Source organism: uncultured Kluyvera sp. (assembly GCF_902485085.1).
In the GTDB taxonomy this organism is placed as follows: Bacteria; Pseudomonadota; Gammaproteobacteria; order Enterobacterales; family Enterobacteriaceae; genus Kluyvera; species Kluyvera ascorbata.
The window spans coordinates 1-13,387 of sequence record NZ_CABTJS010000137.1; the positions used below are offsets into that span (position 1 = coordinate 1).

14 protein-coding genes are annotated in these 13,387 nt (G+C 53.0%); 10 read left to right on the forward strand and 4 right to left on the reverse strand.

Annotated features, from left to right (window positions below):
* Positions 1-153: 153 nt before the first annotated feature.
* Together zntA and RDN66_RS16395 are read right to left on the reverse strand one after the other, a co-directional pair.
* Positions 154-2,364, reverse strand: coding sequence for a Zn(II)/Cd(II)/Pb(II) translocating P-type ATPase ZntA (gene zntA / locus RDN66_RS16390; protein ID WP_202217033.1), 2,211 nt, complete (start codon positions 2,362-2,364; stop codon positions 154-156).
* A 78-nt stretch (positions 2,365-2,442) separates the two neighbouring features.
* Positions 2,443-3,069, reverse strand: a complete 627-nt coding sequence (locus tag RDN66_RS16395) for a lysoplasmalogenase (RefSeq protein ID WP_308538028.1) — start codon at positions 3,067-3,069, stop codon at positions 2,443-2,445.
* 140 nt (positions 3,070-3,209) lie between these two features.
* Here RDN66_RS16395 and RDN66_RS16400 point away from each other — a divergent pair, with 140 nt between their 5' ends.
* The 5 genes from RDN66_RS16400 (at position 3,210) to RDN66_RS16420 (ending at position 6,245) form a co-directional block, all read left to right on the forward strand.
* Positions 3,210-3,566, forward strand: coding sequence for a DUF2500 domain-containing protein (locus tag RDN66_RS16400; RefSeq protein ID WP_308538029.1), 357 nt, complete (start codon positions 3,210-3,212; stop codon positions 3,564-3,566).
* Positions 3,567-3,843: 277 nt separating this feature from the next.
* Positions 3,844-4,323: an Hcp family type VI secretion system effector gene (locus RDN66_RS16405; protein WP_202217034.1), complete on the forward strand. Its 480-nt coding sequence runs from the start codon at positions 3,844-3,846 to the stop codon at positions 4,321-4,323.
* A gap of 10 nt (positions 4,324-4,333) precedes the next feature.
* The gene (locus RDN66_RS16410) at positions 4,334-5,215 is read left to right on the forward strand and encodes a hypothetical protein (protein ID WP_202217035.1); all 882 of its coding nucleotides are present in this window, start codon (positions 4,334-4,336) and stop codon (positions 5,213-5,215) included.
* 1 nt (position 5,216) lies between these two features.
* On the forward strand, positions 5,217-5,726 hold the full coding sequence (locus RDN66_RS16415; protein ID WP_202217036.1) for a DUF1240 domain-containing protein: 510 nt from the start codon (positions 5,217-5,219) through the stop codon (positions 5,724-5,726).
* A 120-nt stretch (positions 5,727-5,846) separates the two neighbouring features.
* Positions 5,847-6,245, forward strand: a complete 399-nt coding sequence (locus RDN66_RS16420; RefSeq protein WP_202217037.1) for a hypothetical protein — start codon at positions 5,847-5,849, stop codon at positions 6,243-6,245.
* A gap of 55 nt (positions 6,246-6,300) precedes the next feature.
* Here RDN66_RS16420 and RDN66_RS16425 read toward each other — a convergent pair whose 3' ends face one another.
* Together RDN66_RS16425 and rsmD are read right to left on the reverse strand one after the other, a co-directional pair.
* A complete protein-coding gene (locus RDN66_RS16425) occupies positions 6,301-6,579 on the reverse strand; it encodes a DUF1145 family protein (protein ID WP_035894809.1) in 279 nt (92 codons plus the stop codon).
* Complete coding sequence (rsmD, locus tag RDN66_RS16430; RefSeq protein ID WP_202217038.1) at positions 6,569-7,165, reverse strand: 16S rRNA (guanine(966)-N(2))-methyltransferase; 597 nt, start codon at positions 7,163-7,165, stop codon at positions 6,569-6,571. Before rsmD ends, RDN66_RS16425 begins: the two co-directional genes overlap by 11 nt.
* 178 nt (positions 7,166-7,343) lie before the next feature.
* Here rsmD and ftsY point away from each other — a divergent pair, with 178 nt between their 5' ends.
* The 5 genes from ftsY to RDN66_RS16455 all read left to right on the forward strand — a co-directional run bounded on the left by ftsY (position 7,344) and on the right by RDN66_RS16455 (position 13,309).
* Positions 7,344-8,942: a signal recognition particle-docking protein FtsY gene (gene ftsY, locus RDN66_RS16435; protein ID WP_202217039.1), complete on the forward strand. Its 1,599-nt coding sequence runs from the start codon at positions 7,344-7,346 to the stop codon at positions 8,940-8,942.
* 2 nt (positions 8,943-8,944) lie between these two features.
* Positions 8,945-9,613 (forward strand): cell division ATP-binding protein FtsE, encoded by a 669-nt coding sequence (gene ftsE / locus RDN66_RS16440; protein WP_035894806.1) that lies wholly within the window; start codon positions 8,945-8,947, stop codon positions 9,611-9,613.
* A complete protein-coding gene (gene ftsX, locus RDN66_RS16445) occupies positions 9,606-10,664 on the forward strand; it encodes a permease-like cell division protein FtsX (protein WP_035894804.1) in 1,059 nt (352 codons plus the stop codon). Before ftsE ends, ftsX begins: the two co-directional genes overlap by 8 nt.
* Before the next feature lie 256 nt (positions 10,665-10,920).
* A complete protein-coding gene (gene rpoH / locus RDN66_RS16450; RefSeq protein WP_123650894.1) occupies positions 10,921-11,775 on the forward strand; it encodes an RNA polymerase sigma factor RpoH in 855 nt (284 codons plus the stop codon).
* A gap of 268 nt (positions 11,776-12,043) precedes the next feature.
* Complete coding sequence (locus RDN66_RS16455; protein ID WP_202217040.1) at positions 12,044-13,309, forward strand: 4-aminobutyrate--2-oxoglutarate transaminase; 1,266 nt, start codon at positions 12,044-12,046, stop codon at positions 13,307-13,309.
* Positions 13,310-13,387: the final 78 nt, after the last annotated feature.

Sequence of the window (13,387 nt, forward strand, 5' to 3'; positions counted from 1 at the left end):
AGGCGTTGCATAGGTCGGGTCTCAGTCCAGGGCATAGCGAGTCTCCTCTTCTATGCCAGTTATAACTGTTACCCATGTATCCGGTCTAAAGTGTTACCTATGTTTCCGGTTTGTACCGGAGCGCCGCCGGGGAAGGGCACCGAAGCAACGTAATTACGCACTAAACTTCCCGCGCAGCAGTCGCAGCGCGTTCAACGTCACCAGCACCGTCGCACCCGTATCCGCCAACACCGCCAGCCACAGACCGGTTATACCGAGCAGCGTGGTAATAAGGAAAATCCCCTTCAGCCCCAGCGCAATAGCGATGTTTTGTCGGACGTTGGCGTGAGTGGCGCGCGCCAGGCGAATCATCTGCACCAGCCCGGTCAGACGGTTATGCGTCAGTGCTGCATCGGCGGTTTCCAGCGCCACGTCGGTGCCGCTGCCCATCGCGATACCCATCGCAGCGGCCTTCATTGCCGGGGCGTCGTTAATCCCGTCGCCCACCATCGCCAGCGGCCCCTGAGCGTTCAGCGCCGTCACTTCATTGACCTTATCAGCAGGCAGCAGGTTGGCACGGTAGTCCATCCCTAACTCATCGGCAATGGCGGCGGCGGCACGCGGGTTATCCCCGGTCAGAATGATGCCCTGAATGCCTAACTCACGCAGGCCGTCGACCGCCTGATGCGCCTCCTGGCGTACCGTATCGCGCAGCGCCACAATTCCCAGTAGCGTCTCGCCGCGAGTTACCAGCACCACGGTATTGCCCTGGCTTTCCAGTTGCTGGATCTCGTCCTGATGATCAGGAGCCGGGAACTTGCCTGCCGCGCAGATAACGATGCGCTGACCGTCTACGTTGGCTTCAATACCGGAACCTACGAGCGTACGCTGCTCAGCGGCTTGAGGAATGGTCAACCCACGCTGCTGCGCTTCGCGCACCACGGCCTGTGCCAACGGGTGGGTGGAGCCTTGCTCCACCGCGGCGGCCAGCGCCAGCAGATTTTCTTCGCTCAGTTCGGCCGTTGGGATAACCGTTGTTACCTGTGGTTTGCCGAGCGTCAGGGTACCGGTTTTATCAAAGGCCATCTGGGTGATGCGCCCCAGTTGCTCCAGCGCTGCGCCGCCTTTAATCAGCGCACCGTGGCGTGCGGCGGTGGCAAGACCTGAGGTAATCGCTGCCGGCGTCGAGATAACCAGCGCGCACGGACAGCCAATCAACAGCAGCGTCAGCCCTTTGTAGATCCACTCCTCCCACGAGGCGGCAAACAGCAGCGGCGGCACCAGCGTCACCAGCAGCGCGACGGCCATAATCGCCGGGGTATAGATGCGGCTGAAACGGTCAATAAAGCGCTCGATAGGCGCACGACGTTCCTCGGCCTCTTCAATCAGGCGCAGAATACGGTCGATGGCGCTATCGCCAGGCTTCGAGATAACGCTCAGCTGCACCAAGCGGTCAGCGCTGGTTGCACCCGCTGGCACGCTCTCGCCCGCGCTGCGCTCAACCGGAATGGATTCGCCGGTTAAGGCGCTCTCATCAAAGCTAGCGAACGGCGTGATGAGCTTCCCGTCGGCAGGCAAACGCCCGCCGGCGGCCACTTCAATCACATCGCCCGGCTGAAGATCCTTCTGGGCGACCGTTTCACGCTGACCGTCACGCACGCGCACGGCGGTGTCTGGCTTCAGCGCCATTAATGCACTCACACCCTGACGCGCGCGGTTAGCCGCCCAGCCTTCAAGGCGTTCGCCAATTAAGAACAGTAGCAGCACCATTGCGGCTTCCGCCGTCGCGCCGATAAACAACGCGCCGATGGCCGCGACGCTCATCAGCGTTTCAATAGCGAACCAGCTACCGCTTTTCATCAGGCGCAGTGCCTGGCGGGCGATAGGGTAGAGCCCGACAAGCGTAGTGGCGATAAACGCCAGGTTGCCCAGCGGATGGTTGAACTGCTCCAGGCCCCAGCTAATCGCCATCATCACAGCGAGCGCGATAAGCGGCAGGTTTTCCCGCCAGCGTGAGGTGCTCTCTTCGGCCTTCGGCTCGCTGTCGCTACGCAGCGTATAGCCGGCGGCGCTCACAGCTTTCTCCACCTGAGTACGGATGTCGTCATCGGCATCAACCAGCAGCTTTTCGGTGGCAAACAGGACTTTGACCTGCTTTACGCCAGCGACCTGACTTACGGCGGTTTCGACTTTACGGGCGCAGGCGGCGCAGTCCATGCCGTTGACGACCCAGATATAGCGGGCGTCCAGCGTTGGTTCTGCTACGGGCTCAGTCGTTGCACATTGGCTGTCGCAGCAGCAGTCGTCCTGCGTCTGTGGCGCAGGCGCAAGCTTAAAGGATGAGAATTGGGGGGCTTTATTGTGACGAGTCTCTGGAGTCGACATCGTATCCTCCGATTAATGATCGTTGCTTCATTAAACGCAGCATACACTCTGGAGTCGACTCCAGAGTCAAGCAAGAAATTACAGGTAAAGCGCGCGAACGATAAAGAAATGCCCGGCAAAATAGCAGGCGGCATAGATTGCCGTATCTGCACGGAAGCGGCAGCGATATTTGCTCACCAGCCAGACGATATTGCCTAACAGCAGTAAACCTGCGCCGAAGAAGCCCGAAAGTGCCGTATCCGTCGGGCGCAGGAACCAGAGTTCACCGGCAACCCAGACCATCACCAGCGTCATGCCAATAAAGGCCAGCACCGGTAAACGCATCTCTTCGAGACGCGTCCAGATAACGGCCAGCCAGAGCGCACCGATAACCAACAGAATGACCGGCAGCGGCCAGAAGAAGGTGAAGGTCAGTTGTCCGGCAAACCAAATGGTGTACAACAAATGCGACAGGAAAAACGCGCCCACGGCGTACAGCATGCGCTGAAGCGGTAATAGCGTTAACGCATCGCCAATCAATGACGCACATAGACCCGCGAGTACGAGGTAGCTGATGGCGTTAAACATTGGCGCCTGCCAGGCGAGAAACAGCAATAAGATTAGGGTTATAGGTTTGAATGCCCAGCGCTGCCAGGCGGGCCCACGGTAGGCTGCATCCACGTAGAGCCAGCCTGAGAAGAATACTGCGATAAACGACCAAAGCATAATAAGTCCCTGTATCTGTTATCTTAATGGGTACTGTACCGCCAGTCTTGAATGTCCAGTGTAGTAGCCGTAGCCGCCAGATGACAATGGCATACTGCGTTGTTTACTATGATTTGCGTAAATTCTTAAGAGAACCTGAAATGAGCAAGATGCCGCTTTTCTTCATCGTCGTTGTCGCCATTATCGTCGTGGCCGCGTCGTTCCGCTTTGTTCAGCAGCGCCGGGAGAAAATGGACAACGATGCCGCACCGCTGATGCAAAAGCGGGTGGTGGTGAGTAACAAGCGCGAGAAGGTGCTGAACGACCGCCGTTCACGTCAGCAGACGGTGACGCCAGCCGGTAGCGAAATGCGCTATGACGTGAGCTTTAAGCCGGAGCAGGGCGGGCTGGAGGTGAGTTTCCGCGTAGAAGCGGAGCAGTATCATCAGCTGACGGTGGGCGATAGGGGGACGCTGAGCTACAGAGGTTCGCGCTTTGTCGATTTTAAGGCCGAATAGGGAGCGATATCGCCCATTGATGGAGTTGTGTCAAAGGGCGATAGTGTTTTTTATACTGAGACTCGTAATACAACGCTCTCATATATTGAAATCACATATCAATTCTTTTAAATATATTACCTCTGATTGATATTTTAATTTGTTTTTTGTTGCGGTTTGAAATATAGAGTTAGTCATCATTTATTTTTTGCGCTATAAATATCCTTGTTTTTTTATTTGATTTATACGGTTTTTATTTCGTTTAATTATTAGTCGTGTCTATACATAAGGATATTATATGGCAAATACAATTTGGTTGACGCTGAATGGTCAATCTCAGGGATTAATTTCGGCGGGCTGTTCTGCCGTTGATTCAATTGGGAATAAAGCTCAGTTGGTACACCACGATCAGATTATGGTCATGGCAATTTCACATGGAATGAACCGTGAGCAGAACGTGAATCATCAGTCCATGACGATAGTGAAACCAGTGGATAAAGCTTCGCCATTGCTGGGGAAAGCTATCAATGATAATGAAGAACTCACCTGCGAATTTAGCTTTTACCGAACGAATAGAATGGGATTTAACGAGCTTTACTACACGATAAAATTGACGAAAGCCAGAATTTCCAGCATCCACCTTCACGTCCCTCACACCATTGATGATAGCGCCGGGCAACCCGAAGAATCTATTGAACTGTGCTATGAGTCAATTAGCTGGGAACATCATATAGCGGGAACCAGTGGATATAGCCTTTGGGAAGAACGTATTTTTTAAGGGAATGTATATGGTTGGTTATGTTGATTGGATTAATCAAAACTCAAATGACCTGCTTAGAGAAAACAATAGGGAGCTTGTCAGGCGCTTTGAAGACGATATTCGGGCGCTTAAGCAGCGGCTAGATAAAGATGCACAACACGTCATGCTGCTGTCGCTGGAGGAGGCGCAGGGCGTCATTGACGATCTGCTAAAAAGCAACGCCATGTCGCAGGCCACCACCTATGCGGGAAATATTAAGGATGCAGCAGGTGGTGCGGCAAATATTGTGAAACTGATCTCATATAAAGATGCCGGGAAGATTGTTTTTACGCTTAAAGGGTTGGGGGTTAAGGCTGTTCAATACTCTTATGGTGGGAAAATGTATGTGAAAATCACCGGCTATCCTTCCTTGCGGCGAATTCTTAATGGGACCCGCTATCGCGTCAATCACCCCAAGCTTCTGGAGTTAGGGATTGGTAAAGCAGGCGTTCGGGCAGGAACTATCTCTGGAGCAAAGTTTTGCATCTGGTTTTCAGCCTGCTGGCGGCTTGTCGAGTTAATTTTTAGATCTGACCACGATGTCGCGGCCTTTCTGGGAAATATCACTATGGATGTGGCTAAGGTGATTGTGACGATTTTTGTTACTGAGGTGGTTGTTGGGGGAGTAGCGTCACTGGCGACGGCATTATCAGCAAGTTTGGTTGTGCCTGTTTGGGGAGAGATTGTGATTGTTGTTGTTCTTGGCATCATTATTACTTCTAAATTAAATGATTATGATATAGATAATAAATTATCAAGAAAATTGATTGAATGCATTCGTAGCGGAATAAATGAACAACAGAGGATTGATGAGTGGAACTACAAATATTTTTCTGTATTTTCCCGTTCGTTATTGCAAGGAGATTATTAATTTGGATATTTATACACATATAAAAAATAGATGTATAATATTAACTGGTTCAGCAATTATTTCCTATGTGACCTATTCTACCTTTACCAGTTGTATTGTAAAAGTTATGTATGTTGTGAATGCTCGAAGTATCGTCTATTTCAGCTGGCAATCAATACCTTTAGTGCTATTTGTACCGACGGCGATTTATTTCGTTGTTCTCTTTATGTCTGCCTTTTTTTCAAAGAATCTAGCTCCATATAGGAGCCTCCAGCGGGGGATGAATATTGCGCTGGGTTACGGAGGGGCAGCCATTGTCCTTGGTGTTATAATTTCTATTATTATTCCATTTTATCTTCTTAGTAACGGCTATGTTTACTGTTATGGTGGAGGACCATTTTCAAGTGTTTTTTATACAAAGAATGAATCAATTTGCGAACAAATGAACATTGTCTGGGATAACGAGGGAAGCAAGGCAATTCAAAAACTTAACGATAAACTTGATTCAATGACGTTTTCCGGTAAAAAATGACAAAGGAACATTAATTTGGACGTTTATACTCATATAAAAAACAGATGTATAGTACTAACAGGATCAACAATTATCTCGTATGTGATTTACTCTACATATAGTATGTGTATAAAGGATGTTATGGGAGTTGTAAATTCACGTAGTATTATAAATTTTTGTTGGCAGTCCTTGCCTTTAGTACTTGTTGTACCGACTGCGGTCTATTTTGTTTTTCTCTTCATGTCTGCTTTTTTTTCAAGGGATCTGACTCCCAACAAAATGCTCCATCGAGGGATGAGTATTGCACTGGGGTATGGGGGAATAACCCTTGTGTTGGGTACTGTTATCTCAATTATCACCCCATTTTATCTACTTAGTTCTGACTATGTTTACTGCTACGGTGGCGGGCCATTTTCAGGTATTTATTACACAAAAAATGAACCAATTTGCCAGCTGACGAAAATTGCTTGGGATAACGGAGGTGTTAAGGAAATTAACAAGCTAAACGATAAACTTGATTCCATCCAGTCACACCAATAAAAGCAACATCGCATTTGAAGCCCGATGAGTAAAATCGCATCGGGCAATTTTATTACTACTTCTTCTTCAAGCTCGCGCCGATTTTTTTCTGCCACACCAGCAGTTCAAACACACCGAAGAGGAAGATGCGTACCTTCTCGCCACGGCTCATTTGCGGGCCGTCTTTTGGCATCGTCGACTGCAGCAGCGCCATCTGCATGCCGTGCATCAGCACCATAAAAATCAGCGCAACGTTAACGAAAATGTTCAGCGGACGCGGGAACGGGTGAACCAGGTTCAGCACCAGAAACGCCCATACGCACAGCATCAGCGCGCGCCCAAGATTAATCAGCATCACTTTCTCCCTGCACTTCACGATGATAGAGACGGTAGGCCACCTGACCGGCGATTTTTTCCCGATGCAGGTCCCAGCTGACCGGCACCGGCGGCAGACCGTTTTCGACTTCGCTTTCTACATAGATGAGTGCGCTATCGGCCAGCCAGCCGTTGGTTTCCAGTAAGTTTAACGTCTCTTCCAGTAATCCCTTCCGGAATGGCGGATCGACAAAAATAATATCATGCGGCGTGCCTGGCTGAGCGAGGAATGCGAGGGTGTTCGTATTCACCACTTTGCCCTGTGCGGCGTTTAGCGTTGCGAGATTTTTTTGTAGCTGCTGCGCAACGGAACGCTCCATCTCCAGCAGCGTTGTGCTGGCGGCATAGCGGGAGAGCGCTTCCAGCCCTAACGCGCCGCTTCCAGCGAAGCAGTCCAGGCAACGGGCATCGACCATTGAGGGGGCCAGCCAGTTGAAAAGGGTCTCACGCACGCGATCGGTAGTGGGTCTGAGGCCCGGACTATCAGGAACGGGAAGTTTACGGCCGCGCCACTGACCGCCAATAATGCGGATCTGGCCCATGCCGCCGGAAGTTGGTTTTTTCATTTGCTTGCTCTGGTCGCTCTTTCGGCCTGCTATTCTAGCTTTCTGCCCTGCCGGGTGAAAGCGGTGAAGCCAGGGAAGTTAAGTGGTAGACTAACCGACTAATTTCATCATTATTTTAGCCTTCGCGTCGATTATGGCGAAGTGGCGCCATCAAAAACAGCGGGGAGTGTGGTTGCAAATGGCAAAAGAAAAAAAACGTGGCTTTTTTTCCTGGCTGGGCTTTGGGCAGAAAGAACAGGATCAGGTTGTTGAATCAGAAGAAAAAATTGAAGAGCAGTCGGTAGCTGAAACGCCGACTGCTGAGCCTGAAACGGTTGCTGAAGAGACGCCGCGCGTCGAAGAAGCGCAAGCACCTGTTGAAGACGTTGCTGAACCACACACCATCGCGGAAAGCGAAGCGTTTGCCGAAGAAGTGGTTGAAGTCACTGAACAGGTTGCTGAACGCGAAATCGCACAGACCGAAGCGGTTGAAGAAGTTCAGCCAGAAGTCGTCGAGGTCGTTGAGCTGGTTGCCGAAATACAGCCAGAAGTGGTTGAAGCCGTTGAACCGGTTGCTGAAGTACAGCCCGAAACGGTTGAAGTCGTTGAACCGGTTGCCGAAGTACAGCCTGAAGCGGTTGAAGTCGTCGAACCGGTTGTCGAAGTACAGCCAGAAGCGGTTGAAGTCGTCGAACCGGTTGTCGAAGCACAGCCAGAAATGGTTGAAGAGATTGAACCTGAGGCCGTAGACGAATTAACCGACGAAGAGCTGGAAGCGCAGGCGCTGGCCGCTGAGTCGGAAAACGAAGCGGTGGAAGAAGAAGCTGCCGTTGAAGAATCTACGGACGACGTGCAGCAGGAGCAGGAAAAACCGACCAAAGAAGGTTTCTTCGCGCGCCTCAAACGCAGCCTATTAAAAACCAAAGAAAACCTCGGTTCCGGATTTATCAGTCTGTTCCGCGGCAAGAAAATCGACGATGATCTGTTTGAAGAGCTGGAAGAGCAGTTGTTGATTGCCGACGTTGGCGTGGAAACCACCCGTAAAATCATCAATAACCTGACCGAAACCGCCAGCCGTAAACAGCTGCGCGACGCTGAAGCGCTGTACGGTCTGTTAAAAGATGAAATGGGTGAAATCCTCGCAAAAGTGGATGAACCGCTTAATATTGAAGGCAAAACGCCATTCGTTATTTTGATGGTCGGCGTAAACGGCGTGGGTAAAACCACCACCATCGGCAAGCTGGCGCGTCAGTTCGAGCAGCAGGGCAAGACGGTGATGCTGGCGGCGGGCGATACCTTCCGTGCGGCGGCGGTAGAGCAGCTGCAGGTTTGGGGCCAGCGCAACAATATTCCGGTTATCGCGCAGCACACCGGCGCGGATTCCGCATCGGTCATTTTCGATGCCATCCAGGCGGCGAAAGCGCGTAACGTTGACGTACTGATTGCCGATACCGCAGGGCGTTTGCAGAACAAATCGCACCTGATGGAAGAGCTGAAGAAAATTGTTCGCGTGATGAAGAAACTCGACGTGGATGCGCCGCACGAAGTGATGCTGACTATCGACGCCAGCACCGGGCAGAACGCCATCAGCCAGGCCAAACTGTTCCATGAGGCCGTTGGCCTGACCGGCATCACGTTGACTAAACTCGACGGTACTGCCAAGGGCGGGGTGATATTCTCCGTGGCGGACCAGTTCGGCATTCCGATTCGCTATATCGGCGTCGGTGAACGTATTGAGGACTTACGTCCGTTTAAAGCGGGCGATTTTATTGAGGCACTTTTTGCCCGAGAGGATTAATCATGATTCGCTTTGAACACGTCAGCAAAGCCTATCTCGGCGGGAGACAAGCGCTGCAGGGAGTCACATTCCACATGCAGCCAGGCGAGATGGCATTCCTGACCGGTCACTCCGGCGCGGGTAAAAGTACCCTGCTGAAGCTTATCTGTGGGATTGAACGGCCGAGCGCTGGGAAAATTTACTTCGGCGGGCATGACATCAGCCGCCTGAAGAACCGGGAGGTGCCGTTCTTACGTCGCCAGATCGGCATGATTTTCCAGGATCACCATCTGCTGATGGACAGAACCGTGTTTGATAACGTGGCGATCCCGCTGATCATCGCGGGCGCTAGCGCAGACGATATTCGTCGTCGCGTTTCGGCGGCGCTGGACAAAGTCGGGCTGCTGGATAAAGCGAGAAACTTCCCGATTCAGCTCTCCGGCGGTGAACAGCAGCGCGTGGGTATTGCCCGTGCGGTGGTGAACAAGCCTGCGGTACTGCTGGCGGATGAACCGACGGGTAACCTGGATAACGCGCTGTCGGAAGGCATTTTGCGACTGTTCGAAGAGTTTAACCGCGTTGGGGTAACGGTGCTGATGGCGACGCACGACATCGGGCTTATCTCCAGCCGTTCTTACCGCATGCTCACGCTGAGCGACGGTCACTTGCATGGAGGCCTGACAAGTGAATAAGCGCGACGCAATCAACCAGATTCGCCAGTTCGGCGGTCGGCTCGACCGCTTGCGTAAATCGGTCACCCCGGCGGGTGACGGCGGGCGCAATGCGCCGAAGCGCGGTAAACCGGCGCCGAAACCGAACTCACGTAAAACCAACGTGTTCAACGAGCAGGTGCGTTATGCCTGGCAGGGCGCGCTGCAGGATCTGAAAAGCAAACCGCTGGCAACGTTCCTGACGGTGATGGTTATCGCCATCTCCCTGACGCTGCCAAGCGTCTGCTACATGGTCTACAAGAACGTGAATACGGCGGCTTCGCAGTACTATCCGTCGCCGCAGATCACCGTCTATCTGGAAAAAACGCTGGATGACGATGCAGCGGCGAAAGTGGTAGGTCAGCTACAGGCTGAGCAGGGCGTGGATAAGGTGAACTACCTTTCCCGTGACGAAGCGCTGGGCGAATTCCGCAACTGGTCAGGTTTTGGCGGCGCGCTGGATATGTTGGAAGAGAACCCGCTGCCTGCGGTGGCGGTGGTTATCCCGAAAATTGATTTCCAGACCACGGATGCGCTGAACACGCTGCGTGACCGCGTGGCGCAGATTCAGGGCGTCAACGAAGTACGCATGGACGATAGCTGGTTTGCGCGTCTGGCTTCCATTACCGGGCTGGTGGGCCGCGTGTCGGCGATGATCGGCGTGCTGATGGTGGCGGCGGTGTTCCTCGTCATCGGTAACAGCGTGCGTCTGAGCATCTTTGCGCGTCGCGATACTATCAACGTGCAGAAGCTGATTGGTGCGACCGATGGATTTATCCTGCGCCCGTTCCTCTACGGCGGTGCGCTGCTCGGTTTCTCCGGCGCGTTCCTGTCGCTGATTCTGTCGGAAATTCTGGTGATGCGACTGTCGTCGGCGGTCACCGAAGTGGCCCGCGTCTTCGGAACCCAGTTTGAGCTGAGCGGCCTGTCGTTTGACGAATGCCTGCTGTTGCTGCTGGTGAGCTCGATGATCGGTTGGGTGGCAGCCTGGCTTGCCACGGTACAACATTTACGCCACTTTACTCCCGATTAAAAAAGTTCTGTTATACTCTTCCCCTGCGACGACTTCCGTCCGCAGGGGATGCGTTTTAAACCCCATCTTTCTGCCCTCGCGGCCTATCGCGTGTCACATTTTGTGCGTAATTTATTCACACTGTTGCATTGAACTTGTGGATAAACTCACTGTCTGATAAAAGAGCGGATGATATTCTCGTTGCTCATTGAGCCTGGCATGTTTGTTGCCTTCAGGACAAACCGCCGCCAGTATGAAGTGAATTGAGAGGATTTGAATGACCAAAGAAATGCAAAATTTAGCGTTAGCCCCTGTTGGTAACCTGGAGTCTTATATCCGGGCTGCGAACGCATGGCCGATGTTGACGGCTGATGAAGAAAAGGCGCTTGCTGAACGGCTGCATTACCAGGGCGATCTGGAAGCAGCTAAAACGCTGATCCTGTCTCACCTGCGCTTTGTTGTTCATATTGCTCGTAATTACTCGGGCTATGGCCTGCCGCAGGCGGACTTGATTCAGGAAGGCAACATTGGCCTGATGAAAGCCGTACGTCGTTTTAACCCAGAAGTGGGTGTACGTCTGGTCTCCTTTGCGGTGCATTGGATCAAAGCGGAAATTCACGAATACGTGCTGCGTAACTGGCGTATCGTTAAAGTTGCGACCACCAAAGCGCAGCGTAAGCTGTTCTTCAACCTGCGTAAAACCAAGCAGCGTCTGGGCTGGTTCAATCAGGACGAAGTGGAAATGGTAGCGCGCGAGCTGGGCGTTTCCAGCAAAGACGTTCGCGAGATGGAATCCCGTATGGCGGCGCAGGACATGGCGTTTGATATGTCCTCAGACGATGACTCTGAAAGCCACTCAGTTGCTCCTGTGCTCTATCTGCAGGATAAATCGTCCAACTTTGCCGACGGTATTGAAGACGACAACTGGGAAGAGCAGGCGGCGAATAAGCTGACAGACGCGATGCAGGGCCTGGATGAACGTAGCCAGGACATCATTCGCGCCCGCTGGCTGGACGAAGACAACAAGTCCACGCTGCAGGAACTGGCCGACCGCTATGGCGTATCCGCCGAACGCGTACGTCAGCTTGAAAAGAACGCGATGAAAAAACTGCGCGCGGCTATCGAAGCCTGATTTTTGGCGTCGTACCCAATGAACCCTCGAATGTGAATTCGGGGGTTTTTGTTTTGTAGGCCGGATAAGGCGTAGCCGCCATCCGGCAACCTGTGCCTGCCCGATGGCGCTACGCTTATCGGGCCTACGGGCTCGTCCTCCAATAATCCCACCGTCATCACGCTTTCCTCTGCTTATTTCTCATTTGTCGCTGGCGTTAATGCAGCCGATGGCAAAAACTCAATAAGCGCTATGCATTTTTCCGTCTTTCAACGGCAGGGGGTTTACCGTGAGTAACGAGTCACTGAATCATCGGCGTTTACAGGCCACGCCGCGCGGCGTGGGCGTGATGTGCGGTTTCTACGCAGAACGCACTGAGAACGCTACGCTTTGGGATATTGAAGGTAACGAGTACATCGATTTCGCCGCGGGCATCGCGGTGCTGAATACCGGACATCGTCACCCACAGGTGATTGCCGCCGTTGAGAGCCAGCTTAAGGCCTTCACCCATACCGCCTACCAGATTGTTCCCTATGAAAGCTATGTATCATTAGCAGAACGTATTAATAGCGTGGCGCCAATTACTGGAAATGCCAAAACGGCGTTTTTCAGCACCGGGGCAGAAGCGGTCGAAAATGCGGTGAAGATAGCCCGCGCTTATACCAAACGTCCGGGGCTGATTACCTTCGGCGGCGGTTTCCACGGTCGTACCTTTATGACGATGGCGCTGACCGGCAAAGTCGCGCCGTACAAAATTGGCTTCGGCCCGTTTCCTGGTTCGGTCTATCACGGCCTTTACCCGAACGCGGCGCACGGTGTCACGACCGATATGGCGCTCAAAAGCCTGAATCATATTTTCAAAGCGGATATCGCACCGGATCAGGTGGCGGCGATTATCCTCGAGCCGGTGCAGGGCGAGGGCGGTTTCAACGTCGCGCCGCCTGATTTTATGCAGGGGCTGCGCGCGCTGTGTGATACCCACGGTATTTTGCTGATTGCCGATGAAGTGCAGACCGGTTTTGCCCGTACCGGCAAGCTGTTTGCGATGGAGCATTACAGCGTGAAGCCAGATCTTATCACCATGGCGAAGAGCCTGGCGGGTGGTTTCCCGCTCTCCGGCGTTGTCGGACGCGCTGAGGTCATGGATGCGCCGGCACCTGGTGGCCTGGGTGGAACTTATGCGGGTAACCCGCTGGCGATTGCGGCTGCACATGCGGTGCTGGATGTGATTGAGGAAGAGGCGCTCTGCACTCGCGCCAATCATCTGGGCCAGCATCTGATTGAGGTGCTGAACAAAGCGCGTGAGAGCTGCCCGGCAATTGCTGATGTGCGCGGCGTGGGGTCGATGGTCGCAGTGGAGTTTGTCGATCCACAGACGCGTGAACCCTCGCCGGAGTTTACCAAATTAGTCCAGGAGCGCGCGCTGGCCGAAGGCGTACTGCTGCTGAGCTGCGGCGTGTATGGCAACGTGATTCGCTTCTTGTATCCGCTCACCATCCCAGAGAAGCAGTTCCAGCAGGCGCTGGAGGTGATTCGTCGGGCGATAACTGAATAGACCTGAACGCTTCCCGGCGGCGCTTCGCTTGGCCGGGCTACAGGACATGGTAGCCCGGCCAAGCGAAGCGCCGCCGGG

Coding starts and splice junctions, on each gene's coding strand:
- zntA (WP_202217033.1), bottom strand. CDS start 2,364: ATGTCGACTCCAGAGACTCGTCACAATAAAGCCCCCCAATTCTCATCC.
- RDN66_RS16395 (WP_308538028.1), bottom strand. CDS start 3,069: ATGCTTTGGTCGTTTATCGCAGTATTCTTCTCAGGCTGGCTCTACGTG.
- RDN66_RS16400 (WP_308538029.1), top strand. CDS start 3,210: ATGAGCAAGATGCCGCTTTTCTTCATCGTCGTTGTCGCCATTATCGTC.
- RDN66_RS16405 (WP_202217034.1), top strand. CDS start 3,844: ATGGCAAATACAATTTGGTTGACGCTGAATGGTCAATCTCAGGGATTA.
- RDN66_RS16410 (WP_202217035.1), top strand. CDS start 4,334: ATGGTTGGTTATGTTGATTGGATTAATCAAAACTCAAATGACCTGCTT.
- RDN66_RS16420 (WP_202217037.1), top strand. CDS start 5,847: ATGGGAGTTGTAAATTCACGTAGTATTATAAATTTTTGTTGGCAGTCC.
- RDN66_RS16425 (WP_035894809.1), bottom strand. CDS start 6,579: ATGCTGATTAATCTTGGGCGCGCGCTGATGCTGTGCGTATGGGCGTTT.
- rsmD (WP_202217038.1), bottom strand. CDS start 7,165: ATGAAAAAACCAACTTCCGGCGGCATGGGCCAGATCCGCATTATTGGC.
- ftsY (WP_202217039.1), top strand. CDS start 7,344: ATGGCAAAAGAAAAAAAACGTGGCTTTTTTTCCTGGCTGGGCTTTGGG.
- ftsE (WP_035894806.1), top strand. CDS start 8,945: ATGATTCGCTTTGAACACGTCAGCAAAGCCTATCTCGGCGGGAGACAA.
- rpoH (WP_123650894.1), top strand. CDS start 10,921: ATGACCAAAGAAATGCAAAATTTAGCGTTAGCCCCTGTTGGTAACCTG.